General features: G+C 62.3%; 16 protein-coding genes, 1 other RNA gene and 2 pseudogenes. 10 read left to right on the top strand and 9 right to left on the bottom strand.

Features of this window, described 5'->3' with window-relative positions:
- The first annotated feature begins 8 nt into the window (after positions 1 to 8).
- The 7 genes from flhA to ACCQ01_RS10195 all read left to right on the top strand — a co-directional run bounded on the left by flhA (position 9) and on the right by ACCQ01_RS10195 (position 8,959).
- Entirely contained in the window at positions 9 to 2,081 is a 2,073-nt protein-coding gene (gene flhA, locus ACCQ01_RS10225) for a flagellar biosynthesis protein FlhA (RefSeq protein WP_016945277.1), read from the top strand.
- Positions 2,082 to 2,949: 868 nt separating this feature from the next.
- The gene (gene flhF / locus ACCQ01_RS10220) at positions 2,950 to 4,614 is read left to right on the top strand and encodes a flagellar biosynthesis GTPase FlhF (RefSeq protein WP_228432913.1); all 1,665 of its coding nucleotides are present in this window, start codon (positions 2,950 to 2,952) and stop codon (positions 4,612 to 4,614) included.
- Positions 4,601 to 5,485: a MinD/ParA family protein gene (locus ACCQ01_RS10215; protein ID WP_010374294.1), complete on the top strand. Its 885-nt coding sequence runs from the start codon at positions 4,601 to 4,603 to the stop codon at positions 5,483 to 5,485. The genes flhF and ACCQ01_RS10215 overlap by 14 nt, the downstream gene beginning before the upstream one ends.
- Positions 5,482 to 6,249 carry an RNA polymerase sigma factor FliA gene (locus ACCQ01_RS10210; RefSeq protein ID WP_011037072.1) on the top strand — a complete coding sequence of 256 codons (768 nt, stop codon included), beginning with the start codon at positions 5,482 to 5,484 and terminating at the stop codon, positions 6,247 to 6,249. The genes ACCQ01_RS10215 and ACCQ01_RS10210 overlap by 4 nt, the downstream gene beginning before the upstream one ends.
- A gap of 33 nt (positions 6,250 to 6,282) precedes the next feature.
- Positions 6,283 to 6,675 carry a chemotaxis response regulator CheY gene (gene cheY / locus ACCQ01_RS10205; protein WP_014507662.1) on the top strand — a complete coding sequence of 131 codons (393 nt, stop codon included), beginning with the start codon at positions 6,283 to 6,285 and terminating at the stop codon, positions 6,673 to 6,675.
- Positions 6,675 to 7,301: a protein phosphatase CheZ gene (locus ACCQ01_RS10200; protein WP_012438328.1), complete on the top strand. Its 627-nt coding sequence runs from the start codon at positions 6,675 to 6,677 to the stop codon at positions 7,299 to 7,301. The genes cheY and ACCQ01_RS10200 overlap by 1 nt, the downstream gene beginning before the upstream one ends.
- Before the next feature lie 2 nt (positions 7,302 to 7,303).
- Positions 7,304 to 8,959, top strand: coding sequence for a chemotaxis protein CheA (locus ACCQ01_RS10195; protein ID WP_115530448.1), 1,656 nt, complete (start codon positions 7,304 to 7,306; stop codon positions 8,957 to 8,959).
- 142 nt (positions 8,960 to 9,101) lie between these two features.
- On the opposite strand, the gene ACCQ01_RS10190 is transcribed toward ACCQ01_RS10195, so the two are convergent.
- Positions 9,102 to 10,301, bottom strand: coding sequence for an XVIPCD domain-containing protein (locus tag ACCQ01_RS10190; RefSeq protein ID WP_228432912.1), 1,200 nt, complete (start codon positions 10,299 to 10,301; stop codon positions 9,102 to 9,104).
- A 161-nt stretch (positions 10,302 to 10,462) separates the two neighbouring features.
- Here ACCQ01_RS10190 and ACCQ01_RS10185 point away from each other — a divergent pair.
- Positions 10,463 to 11,261 (top strand): IS5 family transposase gene (locus ACCQ01_RS10185; protein WP_372358808.1). Its coding sequence is split into 2 segments (ribosomal slippage): positions 10,463 to 10,734 and positions 10,733 to 11,261, totalling 801 coding nucleotides; the frame shifts between segments, so codons are not numbered across the junction.
- A 185-nt stretch (positions 11,262 to 11,446) separates the two neighbouring features.
- Here the strand turns inward: ACCQ01_RS10185 and ACCQ01_RS10180 are convergent.
- Positions 11,447 to 12,085: a hypothetical protein gene (locus tag ACCQ01_RS10180; protein WP_115572950.1), complete on the bottom strand. Its 639-nt coding sequence runs from the start codon at positions 12,083 to 12,085 to the stop codon at positions 11,447 to 11,449.
- Positions 12,086 to 12,322: 237 nt separating this feature from the next.
- Between ACCQ01_RS10180 and ACCQ01_RS10175 the strand changes: the two genes are divergently transcribed.
- Positions 12,323 to 12,397, top strand: a non-coding RNA gene (locus ACCQ01_RS10175) — sX9 sRNA.
- 4 nt (positions 12,398 to 12,401) lie between these two features.
- Here the strand turns inward: ACCQ01_RS10175 and ACCQ01_RS10170 are convergent.
- The 3 genes from ACCQ01_RS10170 to ACCQ01_RS10160 form a co-directional block, all read right to left on the bottom strand.
- Positions 12,402 to 13,019: a hypothetical protein gene (locus ACCQ01_RS10170; RefSeq protein WP_228434349.1), complete on the bottom strand. Its 618-nt coding sequence runs from the start codon at positions 13,017 to 13,019 to the stop codon at positions 12,402 to 12,404.
- 85 nt (positions 13,020 to 13,104) lie between these two features.
- On the bottom strand, positions 13,105 to 13,521 hold the full coding sequence (locus ACCQ01_RS10165; RefSeq protein ID WP_228434352.1) for a SymE family type I addiction module toxin: 417 nt from the start codon (positions 13,519 to 13,521) through the stop codon (positions 13,105 to 13,107).
- On the bottom strand, positions 13,518 to 13,787 hold the full coding sequence (locus tag ACCQ01_RS10160) for a hypothetical protein (RefSeq protein WP_228434355.1): 270 nt from the start codon (positions 13,785 to 13,787) through the stop codon (positions 13,518 to 13,520). The genes ACCQ01_RS10165 and ACCQ01_RS10160 overlap by 4 nt, the downstream gene beginning before the upstream one ends.
- 351 nt (positions 13,788 to 14,138) lie before the next feature.
- Here ACCQ01_RS10160 and ACCQ01_RS10155 point away from each other — a divergent pair.
- A pseudogene (locus ACCQ01_RS10155) lies at positions 14,139 to 14,630 on the top strand (transposase); the annotation flags it as partial.
- 132 nt (positions 14,631 to 14,762) lie between these two features.
- Here ACCQ01_RS10155 and ACCQ01_RS10150 read toward each other — a convergent pair.
- The 4 genes and pseudogenes from ACCQ01_RS10150 to ACCQ01_RS10135 form a co-directional block, all read right to left on the bottom strand.
- Positions 14,763 to 15,568: pseudogene (locus ACCQ01_RS10150) on the bottom strand (IS5 family transposase).
- 231 nt (positions 15,569 to 15,799) lie between these two features.
- The gene (locus ACCQ01_RS10145) at positions 15,800 to 16,639 is read right to left on the bottom strand and encodes a DEAD/DEAH box helicase (protein ID WP_372358870.1); all 840 of its coding nucleotides are present in this window, start codon (positions 16,637 to 16,639) and stop codon (positions 15,800 to 15,802) included.
- Positions 16,640 to 16,732: 93 nt separating this feature from the next.
- Positions 16,733 to 17,539: an IS5 family transposase gene (locus ACCQ01_RS10140; protein WP_006449292.1), complete on the bottom strand. Its 807-nt coding sequence runs from the start codon at positions 17,537 to 17,539 to the stop codon at positions 16,733 to 16,735.
- Positions 17,526 to 18,440: a DEAD/DEAH box helicase family protein gene (locus ACCQ01_RS10135; protein ID WP_228433326.1), complete on the bottom strand. Its 915-nt coding sequence runs from the start codon at positions 18,438 to 18,440 to the stop codon at positions 17,526 to 17,528. Before ACCQ01_RS10135 ends, ACCQ01_RS10140 begins: the two co-directional genes overlap by 14 nt.
- Positions 18,441 to 18,515 lie beyond the last annotated feature (75 nt).

Below are 18,515 nucleotides of genomic sequence, written 5' to 3'. Positions count from 1 at the left end.
CCGCCCCGATGAACGCCCGCCGCGTGATGGAGCTGCTGCGCAACGGCCTGGGCGCCCCGCTCGCGCTGATGGCCATGCTGGCCATGCTGATGGTGCCGCTGGCCGCGCCGGTGCTGGATGCGCTGTTCACCTTCAACATCGCCATCTCGCTGATGGTGCTGCTGGCGGTGGTCTACGTGCAGCGCCCGCTGGAATTCACCATTTTCCCGATCGTGCTGCTGATGACCACGATGCTGCGGCTGGCGCTGAACGTCGCCTCCAGCCGCGTGATCCTGATCAACGGCCAGGACGGCCACGCCGCAGCCGGCAAGGTGATCGAGGCCTTCGGCCAGTTCGTGATCGGCGGCAACTACGCCGTGGGCATCGTGGTGTTCGCGATCCTGACCATCATCAACTTCGTGGTCATCACCAAGGGTGCCGGGCGCGTGTCGGAAGTGACCGCCCGCTTCATCCTGGACGCCATGCCCGGCAAGCAGATGGCCATCGACGCCGACCTCAACGCCGGTTTGCTGACGCGTGAGGAAGCCAAGGCCCGCCGCGAAGAGGTCCGCGAGGAAGCCGACTTCTACGGCGCAATGGACGGTGCCAACAAGTTCATCCGCGGCGACGCCATCGCCGCCATCCTGATCCTGTTCATCAACCTCATCGGCGGCATGGCGGTGGGCATGCTCCAGCACAACATGTCCTTCATCGATGCGGCGTCCACCTACACGCTGCTGTCCATCGGTGACGGCCTGGTGGCGCAGCTGCCGGCCTTGCTGGTCTCGTCCTCGGTCGCCCTGCTGGTGACCCGCGCCTCGCGGGCGCAGGACATGCGCGGCGCCATGATCAGCCAGGTCTTCGGCCAGCACCGCGCCCTCGCGGTGGCCGCGGCGATCCTGGGCCTGGTCGGCCTGGTGCCGGGCATGCCGAACGTCGCGTTTTTGACGCTCGGCCTGATCCTAGGCGTCATCGCCTGGAAAATGTACAAGCGCAGCCTGGTGGTCGCCCCCACCGGCGAAGCCGCCACCGACCCGAAGGCCGCCGCTGCCGCGACGGCCGCCGCCGCCAGCGCCGAGCTGAGCTGGGACGAATTGCGCCCGATCGACCCGCTGGGCCTGGAAGTGGGCTACCGGCTGATTCCGCTGGTGGACAAGAACCAGGGCGGCGAATTGATGGCGCGCATCAAGGGCGTGCGCCGCAAGCTCACCCAGGACATCGGCTTCCTGGTGCCGCCGGTGCACATCCGCGACAACCTGGAGCTCTCAGCCAACGCCTACCGGCTGCTGGTGCACGGCGTGCCGGTGGCCACCGCCGAGATCTACCCCGACCGCGAACTGGCCCTGGACCCGGGCGGTGCGCTCGGCCAGCTGGACGGCATTCCCGGCAAGGACCCGGCGTTCGGCCTGGATGCCACCTGGATCCAGCCGCATCAGCGCGCCTATGCCGAATCGATGGGCTACACCGTGGTCGACCCGGCCACCGTGGTCGCCACCCACCTGTCGCACCTGATCCGCGAACACGCCCCGGAGCTGCTCGGCCACGAAGAAGTGCAGCAGTTGCTGGCCACCCTGGGCAAGACCGCGCCGAAGATGGTCGAAGACCTCACCCCGAAGGCGCTGCCGCTGTCGGTGGTGGTGCGCGTGTTGCAGAACCTGCTGATCGAACGCATCCCGGTACGCCAGCTGCGCAAGATCGTCGAAGCCCTGGTCGAGCACGCCCCGCACAGCCAGGACCCGGCCGCCCTCACCGCCGCGGTGCGCACCTCGCTGGGCCGGTTCATCGTGCAGGAAATCGCCGGCATGTCGGCCGAGCTGCCGGTGTTCACCCTGGCCCCGCAGCTGGAGCGCGTGCTGCAGGAATCCACCCATGGCAACGGCGTGGCGCTGGAACCGGGCCTGGCCGAACGCCTGCACCAGAGCCTGGCCGAGTGCGTCGGCAAGCAGGAAGCCCGCAACGAACCGGCGGTGGTGCTGGTGCCCGGCCAGGTGCGCGCCGCCCTGGCCCGCCTGGTCCGCCATAGCGTGCCGAGCCTGTCGGTGCTGGCCTATAGCGAAGTGCCGGAAGACAAGCGGTTGAAGCTGGTCGGCACCATTAGCTGAGCCGGGCGCTTGGAATCACTCGGTTGAAGCTCGCGGGCACCATTAGCTGACCCAGGCCCGTCGATTGATAAGACGGGTTTGTGGTCAGCCGGCCTTCGCCGTGGTGACTGATGAGGCGGGTTCGTCGATTGGCCACCGCGTAGGAGCGCACCCGGGCGCGACGGGCGTTATCGGGAATGCCCTCGCGCACAAGTGCGCTCCTACGACATACCGGCGACCCGACCACGCGTAGTGGCCCAGACAATCTCGCTGACACCGCTTGGTAGGAGCGACCTCGGTCGCGAGGGCTTTACCGGGAACGCCCATAGGGCTTCATCGGGAACGCCCATCGCGCCCAAGGGCGCTCCTACGCATTGACCGGCGCCCCGCGCCTCGGCGCCGGCACTGCCTGCCGACCGGCGAGCGAATGCTGAAGCCCGGTAATCGACTGCCAAAACCCGGCGTCGGAAACCCGCCACCGGTCCAAACCTCCAATCGATTGCAATGCGCTGGCCGTTTCCAGGCGCTCCAATTGCTCCACGTTCGACGTACAGCCCGCCAGCGGCTCTACCCGCACCGCGCCGCCACCGCATCGCCACCTCGGAAAAACGTCAATCAATCCAATGAATTGACTACTTCCTCTTCGGCCAAACCCCCAGCCCTGCCCCGTCCCAATCCACCAAATCCACGCGCCGGAACCCCGGCGCCGTGTTTTGGCACACCGCATGCATTAGCTCTGGCGAGACCGCAGACAGCCACACCGCTGCGGGGCGGGACGCAGCACTTGGACGAACGAACGGGACAGGCACCTCATGACGCTGGCAACACACCCACATTTCACCCGCACCCGTACGGCGTCCGTCGGGTCCTGTTCCTGGAGGCACTTCGCATGAAGATCAAACGCTTTGTTGCCCCGGACATGCGCACCGCATTCCGCATGGTGCGCGAAGAGCACGGCCCGGACGCGGTGATCCTGTCCAACCGCCGTACCGCCGAAGGCGTCGAGATCGTCGCCGCCAGCAACTACGACGAAGAACTGGTGCAGCGCGCCCTGGAAACCGCCCGCTCCGACGTGCCGGCCGCCGCCGCGCCGGCTCCGGTCCAGCAGGCGCCGGCCATCCAGCCTGCCCCGGTGCACGTGCCGCGTCGCGACACCGCCGAAGCCGGCATGACCCAGCGCCAGCGCGTGGCCAGTGCCGCCGAAGAAATGATCGCCGCCATGGCCCTGCGCCAGCCGGTCAGCGTGCCGCGCCCCGCCCCGGCGGCCGCACCGGTCCGCGCTGCGGCGCCGATGCCGGTTGCCGTGCAGAGCGCACCGGCTGCCGCCATGCGCCAGCAGCCCGAGCACGCCCTGTCGGAACTGCCCGAGCAGCTGTTTGCCGAATTCCTGACCACCCCGCCGGTGCCGCGTGCACCGCTGCAGGCCCCGGTCGTCGCCACCGCGCCGGTCCCGGCGATGCCGGCCGCTGTTGCCGCACCGGTTGTGATCGCACACCACCACGATGACGAACTGGCCGACGACGACTTCGACCTGGACGACGCGCTGCCGCAGATCCTGCCGCCGGCCGCGCTGCCGCCGCTGGTCGTCGCCCCGGTGGCGCCGGTCGCCCTGGCCGCCGTGCAGGCCGCCGCCCCGGCGCCGCAGAACGACGAAGAACTCAAGCAGCTGCGCGGTGAGCTGGCGCTGATGCGCCAGATGATCGAGCGCGAAATGAACCGCCTCACCGACGAACGCCTGCGTGGCTCCCCGGTGCGTGCGCAGGCGCTGGAGCTGATGGACGACTACGGCTTCGACGCCGGCCTGATCCGCGATGTCGCCCTGCAGATCCCGGCCGACACCGAATTGCACCGCGGCCGCGGCCTGATGCTGGGCCTGCTGTCCAAGCGCCTGCCGGTGGCCCCGGTCGACCCGCTGGAACTGGGCGGCGTCATCGCTCTGGTCGGCCCGACCGGCGCCGGCAAGACCACCACCATCGCCAAGCTCGCCCAGCGCTTCGCTGCCCAGCACGCCCCGCGCGACGTGGCCCTGGTCACCACCGACACCCAGCGTGTCGGCGGCCGCGAACAGCTGCACAGCTACGGCCGCCAGCTCGGCATCGCCGTGCACGAGGCCGACAGCGCCGAAAGCCTTCTGGAGCTGCTCGAGCGCCTGCGCGACTACAAGCTGGTGCTGATCGACACCGCCGGCATGGGCCAGCGCGACCGCGCCCTGGCCGCCCAGCTCAACTGGCTGCGCGCCGCCCGCCAGGTCACCTCGCTGCTGGTGCTGCCCGCCAACGCCCATTTTTCCGACCTCGACGAGGTCGTGCGCCGCTTCGCCCATGCCAAGCCCCAGGGCGTGGTGCTGACCAAACTCGACGAGACCGGACGCTTCGGCAGCGCCCTGTCGGTGGTCGTCGATCACCAGATGCCGATCACCTGGGTCACCGACGGACAACGCGTCCCCGATGACCTGCACCGTGCCAATGCCGCCAGTCTCGTTCTTCGCCTTGAAGATTTGCGGCGCGCTGCCGATAAGCCCTGTACTCCGGAGCACAACCATGCAGTCGCGTGAATACGCAAAGCTGACCAACGCCTTCCCCCTGTCGGCGACCCGTCCCGAGCCTTTGGGCCCGGTGCGCACCATTGCCGTGACCGGTGGCAAGGGTGGCGTGGGTAAAACCAACATCTCCGCCAACCTGGCGGTGGCCCTGGCCGACATGGGCAAACGCACCCTGCTGCTCGACGCCGACCTGGGCCTGGCCAACCTGGACGTGGTGCTGGGCCTGTCGCCCAAGTACACCCTGGCCGACCTGATCGCCGGCCGCTGCACGCTGGACGAAGTGATCATCGAAGGCCCAGGCGGCGTGCTCGTGGTGCCGGCCGCCTCCGGTCGCCGCCACATGGCCGAACTGGCCCCGGCCCAGCACATCGGCCTGGTCAACGTGTTCTCCGAACTGGAGCGCGACCTGGACGTGATGGTCATCGACACCGCCGCCGGCATCACCGACAGCGTGCTGACCTTCTGCCAGGCCGCCCAGGACACCGTGGTGGTGGTCTGCGACGAGCCGGCCTCGATCACCGACGCCTACGCGCTGATCAAGGTGCTCTCGCGCGAACGCGGCGTGGACCGTCTGCAGATCATCGCCAACATGGTGCGCGACCCCAACGAAGGCCGCCTGCTGTACGACAAGCTCTCGCGGGTGTGCGAAAAGTTCCTCGGCGATGTCTCGCTGAACTACCTCGGCCACGTGCCGCAGGACGATTGGCTGCGCCTGTCGGTGCAGCGCCAGCAACCGGTCATCAAGGCCTACCCGGCCAGTCCCTCGGCACAGGCCATTGCAGAAATCGCACGCCGTACCTCGCGCTGGCAGGCCCCCACCGTGCCGCGCGGCAACGTCGAGTTCTTCGTCGAACGCATCATCCAACGGGGAGTGGCCGCATGAGTACCGCCACCGCAACGACCGCCACGGCCCAGTACCGTGCCGTGCAACGCAACAACGCCAACGATGTGGTCACCCAGCACGCCGACCTGGTGCGCCGGATCGCCCACCATCTGGCCGCGCGCCTGCCGGCGAGCGTGGAAGTGGACGATTTGATCCAGGCCGGCATGATCGGCCTGATCGAAGCCTCGCGCAGCTACGATTCCGACCAGGGCGCCTCGTTCGAAACCTATGCCTCGATCCGTATCCGTGGCTCGATGATCGACGAGATCCGTCGGGGCGACTGGGTGCCGCGCTCGGTGCACCGCCGGGCCCGCGACGCCGCCGCCGCCGTGCGCAAGATCGAACAGAACACCGGCCGCGCCGCCGCCGCCACCGAAGTGGCCGCCGCGATGGAGATGCCGCTGCCCGACTACCTGCGCCTGATGGAAGACGCCGCACGCGGCCAGGTGCTGAGCCTGGAATCGCGCATCGAAGACCACGGCGAACTGGACACCACCGCCAAGGGTGGCCCCAATCCGCAGCAGATGATGGAGCGCGGCGAGTTTGGTCGCGAGCTGGGCAAGGCCATTGGCCAGTTGCCCGAGCGCGAGCAGCTGGTGCTGTCGCTGTACTACGAACAGGAATTGAACCTGAAGGAAATCGGCGCCGTGCTCGGTGTCAGCGAGTCGCGCGTCTGCCAGATCCATGGCCAGGCCGTGGTGCGTTTGCGCGGCCGCCTCAAAGTCTTCGAACTGGCTGATGCCGGTGTCGAAATTGACGACTAATTTTTCGCGTATTTTTCGTGTTAGGAGCTTGATGTGAATAAGAACATGCGGATCCTGATCGTGGACGACTTCTCGACGATGCGCCGTATCGTCAAGAATCTGTTGGCGGATCTCGGCTTCACCAATACCGCAGAGGCCGAAGACGGCAACAGCGCACTGGCTGCGTTGCGCGCGGGCCCGTTCGATTTCGTGGTCACCGACTGGAACATGCCCGGCATGACCGGCATCGACCTGCTGCGCAACATCCGCGCCGACGCCAAGCTCAAGCACCTGCCGGTGATGATGGTGACCGCCGAGGCCAAGCGCGAACAGATCATCGAAGCCGCCCAGTGCGGCGTGAACGGCTACATCATCAAGCCGTTTACCGCCCAGACCCTGGAAGAAAAGCTGGGCAAGGTGTTCGAACGTCTGGCGGCGACCGCCTGATGAACGCCACCGTGGACACCAATGCCGAACGCGCCGCGCTGATCGACCGCCTGCAGGGCGCGCTCGATGCGTTGGAAAGCGGTGACGAAGCCGCCTGGAAGCGCGAGGTCGACCACCTCGCCGCCTTGCGCACCCGTCCGATGATGCAGGGCCTGAGCCGGCTTGCACGCGAACTGGGCCAGGCCCTGGGCGAACTGCCCACCCTGCCCGAAGAAGCCGGCGAGCTCGACGACGCCTGCTCGCGGTTGGACCACGTGGTGGAAATGACCGAAAAGGCCAGCCATCGCACGCTGGATCTGGTCGAAGAATGCCGTTTGCTGGCGAACCAGCTGCGCGATGGTGGTCTCAACCAGGACCAGGGCGCGCTGATGGACAAGATGCGCCACAACCTGACCGAGCTGTCGCTGGCGCAGAGCTACCAGGACCTGAGCGGCCAGATCATCCGGCGCGTGGCCGGCATCGTGCGGCGCGTGCATGAAGGCTTTGGTGCCCTCGGCCTGCCGCCGAAAAGCACCGAGCCGAAGAAAGACGACGGCGGTCTTGCCGGTCCTGCAGTCAAGGGCCTGGACCGTCACGCGGTGTCGCAAGACGACGCCGACGACCTGCTGTCCGGATTGGGGTTGTAACCATGAGTGCTGTTCCAGACGATATTGCTGCCGATTTCATCGTCGAGGCCCAGGAAATCCTGGATCGCCTCGGCGAACAGCTGGTGTCGCTGGAACAGGCGCCAGACGAAGCCGACCAGCTCAACGCGGTGTTCCGCGGCTTCCACACGCTCAAGGGCGGCGCCGGCTTTCTGGCGATCAAGCCCATGGTGGAGCTGTGCCACGCTGCCGAAGAAACCCTCGGCATGGCGCGCTCCGGCCAGGCGGTGCTGCAGGCGCATCACTTCGATGCCGCGCAGCAGTCGCTGGATTATCTGCAGGCCATGCTCGATGCGATGGGCTCGGGTGACCCGGTGCCGCATGCACCGGCGTCGCTGATCGCGCAGTTCGATGCCAAGAGCGGCCCGCCGGCGGTGAAGTCCGCGCCCAAGGCCGCCGCGCTCGCCGCGGTGCCCGCCGGCCAGGCACCGGCCGCCGCCGGTGCCAAGGCCGCGCCGAAAGCCGCAGCCAAGAGCGGTGGCCCCGAAGCCGAACAGACCGTGCGCGTGGATACCAAGCGCCTGGACGCCATCGTCAACCTGATCGGCGAACTGGTGCTCTCGCGCAACCGGCTCAAGACCTTGCGCACCCGCCTGCGTGATGAAGAACTCGACCGCGCGGTGAGCACGCTCGACATCGCCACCGCCCGCCTGCAGACCGCGGTCATGCGCACCCGCATGCAACCGGTGAGCAAGGTGTTCTCGCGCTTTCCCAAGGTGGCCCGCGATGTGGCGCGCACGCTGTCCAAGGAAGTGGAACTGGAGCTGATTGGCGCCGAAACCGAGCTGGATCGCAACCTGGTCGAAGCCTTGGCCGACCCGCTGGTGCACCTGGTGCGCAATGCGATCGACCACGGCATCGAATCACCGGCATTGCGCGAAGCCACCGGCAAGCCGCGTAGCGGCCACGTGCGCCTGTCCGCACAGCAGGAAGGCGACTACGTCAGTATCGAGATCCAGGACGACGGTGCCGGCATCGACCCCGAGCGCCTGCGCGAAATCGCCCGCAACAAGGGCCTGATCGATGCAGAAGCCGCCGCGCGCCTGAGCACCGACGAGTGCTTGCATTTGATCTTCATGCCCGGCTTCTCGACCAAGGCCGAGGTCACCGACATCTCCGGCCGCGGCGTCGGCATGGACGTGGTGCAATCGCGTATCCGCGAGCTCAGCGGGCAGATCCAGATCCAGTCCGAACTGGGCCGCGGCAGCCGCTTCATGATCCGCGTGCCGCTGACCCTGGCGATCCTGCCCACCTTGCTGGTGCAGGCCGGCGAGGCGGTCTACGCCCTGCCACTGGCCCGCGTGGTTGAGGTGCTGCACGCCCCGCAGTCCTCGCTCGGCTGGTTCGACGGCCGCGCCGTGCTCGATCGCCGCTCGCACACCTTGCCGCTGATCGACCTGCGCCGCTGGCTGGGCGTGCCCGCCGAGCAACCGCCGCTGCTGACCGTGGTGCTGCTGCAGGCCGGCGAAACCCGCTTCGGCCTGGTGGTGGACCAGGTCCGCGGCCGCGAGGAAGTGGTGATCAAGCCCCTGCCCCGCGCCCTACGCGGCCTGCCCGGCTACGCCGGCGCCACCCTGATCGGCGACGGCCGCATGGCGCTGATCCTGGATGTGGATGGACTGCGTTCCAGCGATCATTGATCCTTCGGGATTCGGGATTCGGGATTCGGGATTCGGAGAATCGGGAATCGGGAATCGGGAATCGTCAAGACGATCCTGGTTGCCTGATCTAACGACAACGGCCGCGTACTGCGGCCGTTGTCGTTATCTCGTTGCGAAACACTCAGTGCGTCATCGACGGACCAGCCTGGCTGACGGCTTGCTGGGACTGCTCCAGCGCCTGCTGCTGTTCGCGCGCTTGGGCCTGAGTCTGGTTGATTGCCTGCAGGCGATCGAACGACTGGGTCTCTGGTGTCTGCACGGCGTCCATGGTCGACATATGGGCACGCTGGTGGGCCGGGTCATTGAGCGCACCCTGGACGACGAAGACCTTTTCGCCGCCAGCCAGCTGAGCCGTTGGGTTGTTGAGCACCACATGATCCACCCGCGACAACCCTTCCTCTTTTGCCAGCGCAAGCAGGCTAGCTGTCATGCGCTCGCTCGATGCATCCCACTGCCTGCCATGTGCGCTATCGAGCTTTTGCACCCCGCCTCTGATCTGCTGGTATAGCGCGTGATCCGCATGGCCTGGATCTGACGGAAGAAGGTGAGGTGACGTCCCTTGCGATGGGGATTCACGCGCACGGAGCTCCTGCTCCAGCTCTTGTGCAGAGATCGGCGAGACATGCAGATGAGTGTTCTTGCTGTGCTGGAACAAGCCCGGCGTCGGGGGCTGAGTGCTGCTATCCAGGTAAGGCATCGGGCGCGTATTGCTGCCCAGATCAATACCATTGCGCTCGAGTGTTTCTTCTTTCAATCCCAGACGTCGCATATCCAGAATCATCGGCTGTTCTGGCTCTCCGGGCTTTTGCTTATTGTAGTGGCGCTCGTAGATGGCAGCTGTTCCAACTACCCACGGGCCGTAGTGATTGACGTAGTCGGACTGACCCGTATAGCCGATGCGAGTGCTCTTGGCGTCCTTGTCGAAGAAGTTTGCACCCATTGCCTCGACGTTGGCAGGAGTGACGGGCATCGTCATATCTGCGTTCAAGGTAAGGTTGGACTTGAGCGCGTAATTGAATTGCGGCATTCCGCCAGTTCGATCAATGAAGTCGTGCATACGGCCGGGTGCTTCCCGAAAGATATCTTCCAGTGAGGCATCCGGCTTTGCTTGCTTTACCCTGCTGACGGTTGCATTCCAGCCTGCAATTTCTGCGCTTGCTTCATCTACACGGTTGCTCGATAAAACCTTCTCCGCTGCGTCCGAATAATCGTGCGTGGTCTTGGCTATCTGCACCGCAGCGGTTTCGAACGCCTTACGGGAAGCAGCTGCGGTTGGGCTGTACATGGCGTGCTGCAGCTCATGCCCCAGCACAAACGTCATGTCACCGGAATCAAGCAACTTGCCACCATGCCCATTGGAAAGCCTGGACAGAGGCAGCCGGATGGAATTCTCATCCGGCGTGAACGTCCCGCCTGCATTCGGATCAGTCAGAGGTCTTAGAACCTGTTCACGATCTTTCCTGATCAGTGCAGACTATGCGGATGCGCCAAAAAACCTATCCGAGCGACATGAGCCGGGAGCAGTTCGAACACGTGCTGCCGATCCTTGAACAAGCGCGTAAGCGCACCAAGCCACGCCGTGTGGATGTGTATGAGGTGTGGTGCGCAGTGTTGTACGTGCTGCGAACCGGTTGCCAATGGCGAGCGCTCCCCAGCGACTTTCCGAAGTGGCGGACCGTGCACTCGTACTTTGCCAAGTGGAGCGAGTGCAACGATGAGGGAGTGAGCCTGCTGGAGCAGGCACTTAAAAAATCAGGTTGGCGTGGCCCGCGCCAGACAGGAGCGCAACGCCTGCACCAGGTTCTTGATCGTGGACGCGCAGAGCGTAAAGAACACGGACACAGCAGGGCAAAAGGGATATGACGCGGGCAAGAAGGTGTCGGGCATCAAGCGGCATGTCGCTGTTGATACTCAGGGATTGCCCCATGCAATCGCGGTGACGACGGCGGAGGTGACCGACCGCAAAGGTGCGCTGCAGGCGTTGGAGCGCTGCCAGTCAAACTTGACGCATGTACGAAGCTTACTGTGCGACAGCGGTTACACCGGAGTACGGTTCGCCGACGGCGTGCGAGAGATTTTAGGCGAGCAGCTCACGGTGCAGATTGCCAAGCGCAGCGAACTGCACACCTTCAAGGTCATGCCCAAGCGATGGATCGTCGAACGTAGTTTTGCTTGGCTGGAGAAGAACCGAAGGCTATGGAAGAACTGCGAGCGCAAACTCAACACCAGCCTGCAGTTCATCCATTTGGCCTTCTTGGCCCTATTACTCAGAAGATCGTGAACAGGTTCTTAGACTGAGAACGCGTTGCTTGGCAACCGCATCATTGAATTGGTCAAGCAGAACGGGCGATGCGGTTAGCACACCCTGCAGATTGGTGACATGTTCGGGGGTGACGCCTGGCTGGCGCCCGAAGTCATCAACAATGGCTTGTGCCTGTGGACTCAATGGCATGACCGTTCCTTGGCTTAACGAATGTAGATCCATTCGACGCAGTGGTGCTCCACCCGCTCCTGCGGTGCATCAGCCTCACCTCGTGGAAACACCTCCACGCGCATGCCTGGCCGGCTGAAGAAGTCACTCATCCACCGCCCGTCTTCCACCATGTTGCGTTGACGTACAAACCCGATGTTTTCCAGCTTCTTGGTAAACGTATCGAAATCGATCCCGCAGATCTCCGCCATGGACGGGGAAGCACCTGCCTGCGCTGGAATAAAAGTGAACTCGAACCAACGCCCCGCAGTAGGCGTCTGGTCCATGCCAAAGCTGTAACCCCACTCACTGGTAAGCGGAGCACTGGCGCCATAACGCTTGGGATCAGCTGCCGCACGCGTCACCGGAACCCCCATTTTGGACTGCAGGTAGTCAGGTGTCAGATCGTCCAGTCCATCAATAGCTTGAATCAATGCAAGCATACGGGTGAGCGCATCCTCTGCCGTTCGTATCGGCCCACTGGGTTCACTGCCAGCGGGAGTGACTTTGGATTCGGCTGAGGAATTCATGGCAGATGTCTCCGTGACGGTTGCCGGGGCTGGGGTGGCCGCCATGTGGGCGCATGCGCCCAGAGCGAGGGTGGCGAGCAAGGCGTAGAGGGGGCGCGCGATCATGAAGCGTCCGTTGTGCGCTGGTGTGGCTGTGACGCTAGTGGCATCGGGCGCTGAGGTCAATCGCAAGGCTTCTGGCAGTGATCGACGTGACACTTGGTAACTCCAGGCTCATTGCCGAAATCATTCAAAACTTTCAAAGCATCAGGACTGAGTGACATGTCCGCTCCTTGGACTTAGAGCAGCTATCAAAACTACTGCGCAGCCGTCAGGCGGGCGCGGCCGGTGCTCGGAATCGGCATGTACCCACGTACATTCCGGTTCCTCCGCGCCGTCCGCACCCACCTGACGACTGCTCGCTACGTTTTGTTAGCCGCTCTTAACGGATGTAGACCCATTCGACGCATTTGTGCGCCACTAACTCTTGCGGTTCCGCAGCCTCACCACGCGGAAAAACCTCTACTCGCATTCCTGGGCGCGTAAAGAAATCACTCATCCAGCGCCCGTCTTCGACGATGTTGCGCTCACGCGCAAATCCCATCTGCTCAAGCTGCTGGGTAAAACGATCAAAGTCCAGGCGACAAATTTCGGTCATCGCAGGCGATGCACCGGCCACATTGCGATCGAAGCGGAATTCGAACCATCTGCCATCAAGCTTGGTTTCATCGACTCCAAATCCATAACTCCAATCCTTAGTGAGCGGGCCGAAGGCACGATATCGGCGTTCATCGTCTTTTACGAATTGAACGACCTGCCCCACTGCCGACTTCAGACGCTCGGTAGTGAAGTCGGAAATGGTCTGGCTACCTTTGATCAACGCAAGCAGTTGGCCAAGCAAACCCTCAGCAGTGGGCTTACCAGGCGGCACAGTGGCAGGGCTGGATGAACTCAGGGCGGATGTCTCCGTGACGGTTGCCGGAGCTGCGCCGCCCGCCGCGTGGGCGCAAGCTCCCAGAGCCAGGGTGGCGAGCAAGGCGTAGAGAGGGCGCGCAATCATGAAGCGTCCGTAGTGCGCTGATGTCGCTGCGACGCTAGTGGCATGCGGCACTGAGGTCAATCGCAGGTCTCTGTCACCCGCACCATCATCGCCGCACGCTGCGCGCCCTGGCCGGCGCCTCCGCTGGCGGTAACACCTCCATCAACAACTGCCCCGCGCTGGCGGTGATGCGCAGCTTGGTGCCGATGACAAAGCCCAGTTGTTCCAGCCATAGGCCGCTGAGGCGGACGTGGGGCACGTGCTGGTCGCCGGCGCGGTCGTGGGCGCCGGGGTAATGGGTGTAGCTGACGGTGCATTGGCGCGGGCGGCGGGCGCGGCGGGGTGCGCGTAGCGTGCCGGGGCCTTGCGGGGAGGCGTCCGGGTCGGGCGGCAGCATCGGTGGCAGCTTGGTGCGGTCGGGCTCCACAACAACCCACTGCACCCGCTTGGGCGGCGCGGGGCGCGTACGTGTGCGGGTGGGCCGTGCGCTGGCAGATGCCGTGGGTGGGCGGCGGCGTGTCATGGCGCCTCCGGGTGATAGCGGGTGATGGTTGCAGCGACGTACTGCTGCAACCCCACGGCACTACGTGCTGACCTGCAACCCGAGGTGCGCGGCAGTACAGCGAGCTGGCGACTCAATAGATGCGTAGAAGAGTCGCGCACCTGCTCAACAGCTGCGAGTGCGGCGAGCCGGCACAGCACCTCGCCCAGATCCCACCGCAGGCGGTGAGCGGAAGCTGGCAACAGATCAACCGGCACAGATGCCGGTATGGATGGTGCGGTAGACATGGCAACGCCCTCCTGGAACAACCCAAGAACCGCCGCCAAGGCGACGGGATGTCGGGAGGTTCGAAACCGCTAAGAGCCGGCGGGCGTATTCCCCTTGCGGGTGTTGTATTAGCCGCCCTCCCGACGCAGGCATCGCATCGGCTTGTACCTGCAGGATGCAGGCACAAAAAACCCACCGGTTTGACGGAGGTGGGTACCGCTCTTAGAGGAGTTTCGACGCTCCTTGGGACTAGATTGCAAGTGCACGGTCTGGCGTGTCAATACACGCTGGCGGGTCTCGCGCGGCTGTGTGCGCCGCTGGCGCAGTTCCATACGGGCCACGCGAGCCGAGCGCCGTTGCCTGATAAGTGGCAGCAACGCAATCGACGCTCACCCGCCAAAGTCTCGCGTGCATCATCGAGTTTGAAAGCAGCAGCGCGTGAGCGCGAGCCATGGCTGATCGTTGCCTCTCCGCAGTTACAAGCACCCAGCGTGAAGCAATTGGTCAACCTGTATGCACGACGGATGCAGATCGAGCTGGCATTTCGCAATCTGAAGTCACATCGCTACGGCCAAGCGATGGAAGACAGCCTGCCCGCCCAACGCGGTGAGCGACTGCAGATCCTGTTGTTGCTCAATACGCTGACCACCTTCGCCAGTTGGCTGGCAGGACTGGGATGCGAAGCCACCGGTATCGCCTAGTAGCTATCGCCACGCAGCAGCACACGCATGCTCTACTCGACACCGCGCGTCGGCCGCGAGGCGCTGGGTAGGCGCTGGCCTATGAAACCGGTCTCACGCTGGCTAGATCGCTTGCGCACACTGTCCGACGCAGTGTGCGAGCAAATGACACTGGTGCTGTAAAACGTGGGGATACCTAAGAATCTGACCCCGTTATTCGCCGCGATTCAATTCTTCGCACTAAGATCGGGGGGCCGTAACTCGACGGCCCCCCAGTCATTACGGCAGCTCTTTCTCAAGCGCATCTAGAGCGTGTTATGAACTTTGAAATAGAGCGGCTGCATTTCCAAGCATCAGGATCGTGAAGACGACAAAGTGCAAACCGGCCAACGTTTCCGGCAATCGCTCATAGTCGCGCGCCAGTCGTCTGAAGCGATTGACCCAGCCGAAGCTGCGCTCGACAACCCAGCGGCGCGGCAGCAAGACAAACCTTTCTTCGCTTCTTGCAGCTTGATGACGTGCAACTCAATGCCCTCTTCCTTAGCCGCTTGCGCCGGTTCTTGGCCGGTATAGCCCTGATCCACAAAAGCGATCTTGACCGTTTCACCGGTCACGTGTTGTACCTCCTGGGCCAACGAACGGACCTGTGCGCGTTCCTGCTCGTTGGCCGGCGTGACCTGGACGGCAAGCAGATGTCCCAGCGTATCGACGGCCATATGCACCTTGCTGCCTTTCTTGCGCTTATAGCCATCGTATCCAGCACGCGGCCCGCTTTCACAGGTGGACTGCAGCGTCCGGCCATCAAAAATCACCGCGCTCGGCTGGCCTTTCTTCCCCTGTGCCACACGCAAGAGTGAGCGCAGATCGCTGACCATGGCCTCAAAGCAGCCAGCCTGCAGCCAGCGCTGCGTTTGCTGATACACCGCTTCCCAAGGCGGGAAATCGTTGGGAAGCAATCGCCACGGTGCGCCGGCGCGTGCGATCCAGCGCAGTGCGTTAAACATCGCGCGTAGCGCGTATTTGCGCTGCGGTGCTTGCGCATCCATCAGTGTGAGATATGGCGCAGCGAAGGCCCATTCTTCGTCGGAGATATCGGTTGGATATGGCTTACGAGGCTTCATCCGTATACGTTATCGTGACAAGGGCAAAGTTCATAACACGCTCTAGAGCCGCGCGATCTTTAGCAATAATTTTCCTGGCACAGCTTACACAGTAGTGGTCCCAGCTGCGCTCATTTCTTATCTTCAGGCGAGCATCACCCATATTGATTCGATGCAACTTGCTAGCTTGGCAGTTGTGGGATTTAACAGCGTGATCTACCATTGCCGTCGTGAGCAGCGACTTTGTGCCCATTACAGTTTCTCCGCAACTGCTTGCACAATTTCTTCGAAGTTGCTTGCAATGGTATCTAACTCTGTTTGAGTCATCTCACTTCGCTCGCGTGCACCACGGCCGACCAAGATGTTTGCTTGCTCGCTTAGCGCTCCAACAACGATTTGATAGTTCGTTCGGCCTAGTCGTTTCTTATCCAGAGCCTTTCCATCAAATGGGATCTTTTGTTGCAGGAGGAGCTGGCCAGCCGTGTGCTTGATTCGCTCGTCAAGCGCTTGGCGTGAGGCACGGCGAACATCTACTTTCCTGGTCTGTATGGGCTGCAGAATCTGGGTACTCGGATCAAAGTCAGGCGCAATCATTCCTTGGGCTTGCAATAGACGAATGGCCTCGGCTGCGTCTTGAGAGACTAGAGGAAGCTCCTCTAGTCTTACATCGCCCTGCGATTTGACTTCGTGATCGTTGCCCATAGGGCGTGGTTCGTACTCGCGCTGGAATTCTGTTGATGTTGGCTCGAGCCCTTCCAGGGGCAACAGCTGTTCAAAGTAGCTCTGGTCAGCATCACTAAACTGCCGAAAGTCAGCCCATTGTCGCGCAATATTTGCCCCCGCATGGAATATAACCGTTCCGTTATTGATGGGATCATGTGGCGCATCTTGCTTAATAACGCGCATAATTCGCCCAACGAACTGCACAAAAGGCGCAAGGTTAGAAAACACACTTAGGACGGCAGCCACTGCCAGGTAAGGATGATCAAAGCCTTCACCCAATTTTCTTACTTGAACAATTACATCTAGCTCGTGATTCTCAAGCTTTTGCATTATTGTTCTGTTGCTTTTTGCATCTTCTCTTGAGTGCACGTAGTCCGCAGCTCGGCCCCTAGATCTGTAAGCTTGAACGATTTGTTGGCAATGCTGATAGTTAAGTGCTGACGCAATCACCTTTAGAGCGTGTTATGAACTTTGAAATAGAGCGGCTGCATTTCCAAGCATCAGGATCGTGAAGACGACAAAGTGCAAACCGGCCAACGTTTCCGGCAATCGCTCATAGTCGCGCGCCAGTCGTCTGAAGCGATTGACCCAGCCGAAGCTGCGCTCGACAACCCAGCGGCGCGGCAGCAAGACAAAGCCTTTCTTCGCTTCTTGCAGCTTGATGACGTGCAACTCAATGCCCTCTTCCTTAGCCGCTTGCGCCGGTTCTTGGCCGGTATAGCCCTGATCCACAAAAGCGATCTTGACCGTTTCACCGGTCACGTGTTGTACCTCCTGGGCCAACGAACGGACCTGTGCGCGTTCCTGCTCGTTGGCCGGCGTGACCTGGACGGCAAGCAGATGTCCCAGCGTATCGACGGCCATATGCACCTTGCTGCCTTTCTTGCGCTTATAGCCATCGTATCCAGCACGCGGCCCGCTTTCACAGGTGGACTGCAGCGTCCGGCCATCAAAAATCACCGCGCTCGGCTGGCCTTTCTTCCCCTGTGCCACACGCAAGAGTGAGCGCAGATCGCTGACCATGGCCTCAAAGCAGCCAGCCTGCAGCCAGCGCTGCGTTTGCTGATACACCGCTTCCCAAGGCGGGAAATCGTTGGGAAGCAATCGCCACGGTGCGCCGGCGCGTGCGATCCAGCGCAGTGCGTTAAACATCGCGCGTAGCGCGTATTTGCGCTGCGGTGCTTGCGCATCCATCAGTGTGAGATATGGCGCAGCGAAGGCCCATTCTTCGTCGGAGATATCGGTTGGATATGGCTTACGAGGCTTCATCCGTATACGTTATCGTGACAAGGGCAAAGTTCATAACACGCTCTAGTCTTTTTTCTCCAGTTTCAGCCCGTAAACGATCAATCTCATGGAGAGAAGCGTCCACAATTGTTGCGAGGGTTTCCTCGGAAGTTACAATGCTGCGCCTGAAGTCAGAGTCCTCTTCACCCAGCCGGCGAACTTCTTCTAGACCAACTTCTATCTCTTTCCCATCCTGATGCCGAACGTATCGGAGTGTCTTGGGGTTTAGCTGTATGGCCTTTAATCGCTTTACGAATCCGGCTTCAATGGCCTTAAAAATCGAGTACGAATATATAACTTTACCAGCCATAATCTGTCCATCGGCACGAGTAGGTGTCGCGCTGAAGTTCACTATTCTCGCTTTCGGAAAAGCTGTCTTTAGAGCTTCCCAACTTTCAGCAACACTGTGGTGGCCTTCGTCAAAAAGAATGGTGTCAAAGTAGTCATCCGGAAGGGTCGCTAGCCAAGGATTTTCAGCACCTTGAAGTTGTTGGATATTGGTAATAATTACGTCTGCTTGGTCCAGGTCTGCCCTGTTGACGGATTTTCCGCGAATGGGACTCGACTCCGGAAATTGATTTGGTGTGAGAACGGCACACTTTGTATAGAATGCGTTGCCATTGGCAGGGTGAAAGTCTTTCTCAAGCTGTTCGGCTATCGCTAGGCCCGGTGCAATGACAAGCACCCGAGCGGAACCCAATGCGTAAGGAGCCAAAGCAATGGCTCCGGATTTCCCGCAGCCAACGGGAAGGATAATTCCCACCTCCCTCGGAGATCCTGGATCTGCATTCAACCGTTGAAGTGCTGCGTAGGACTCTTGCTGCGGTTCTCTGACTTTTGCGTTGCCGATAACGTTTGCGACCTGCGTTTGAAATGAACTCATCGTCCCTGCTCCCCTGTAGCTCAACCCCTGATTGGGGCCTCTCTAGATTGCCCTAAGTAGATGGAGAGTGTCTGC

It is taken from the genome of Xanthomonas sp. NCPPB 4037, assembly GCF_041475695.2.
Classification (GTDB): domain Bacteria; phylum Pseudomonadota; class Gammaproteobacteria; order Xanthomonadales; family Xanthomonadaceae; genus Xanthomonas; species Xanthomonas campestris.
The sequence above is the reverse complement of the archived record's forward strand: the minus strand, read 5'-3'. Positions and strand labels throughout refer to the sequence as shown.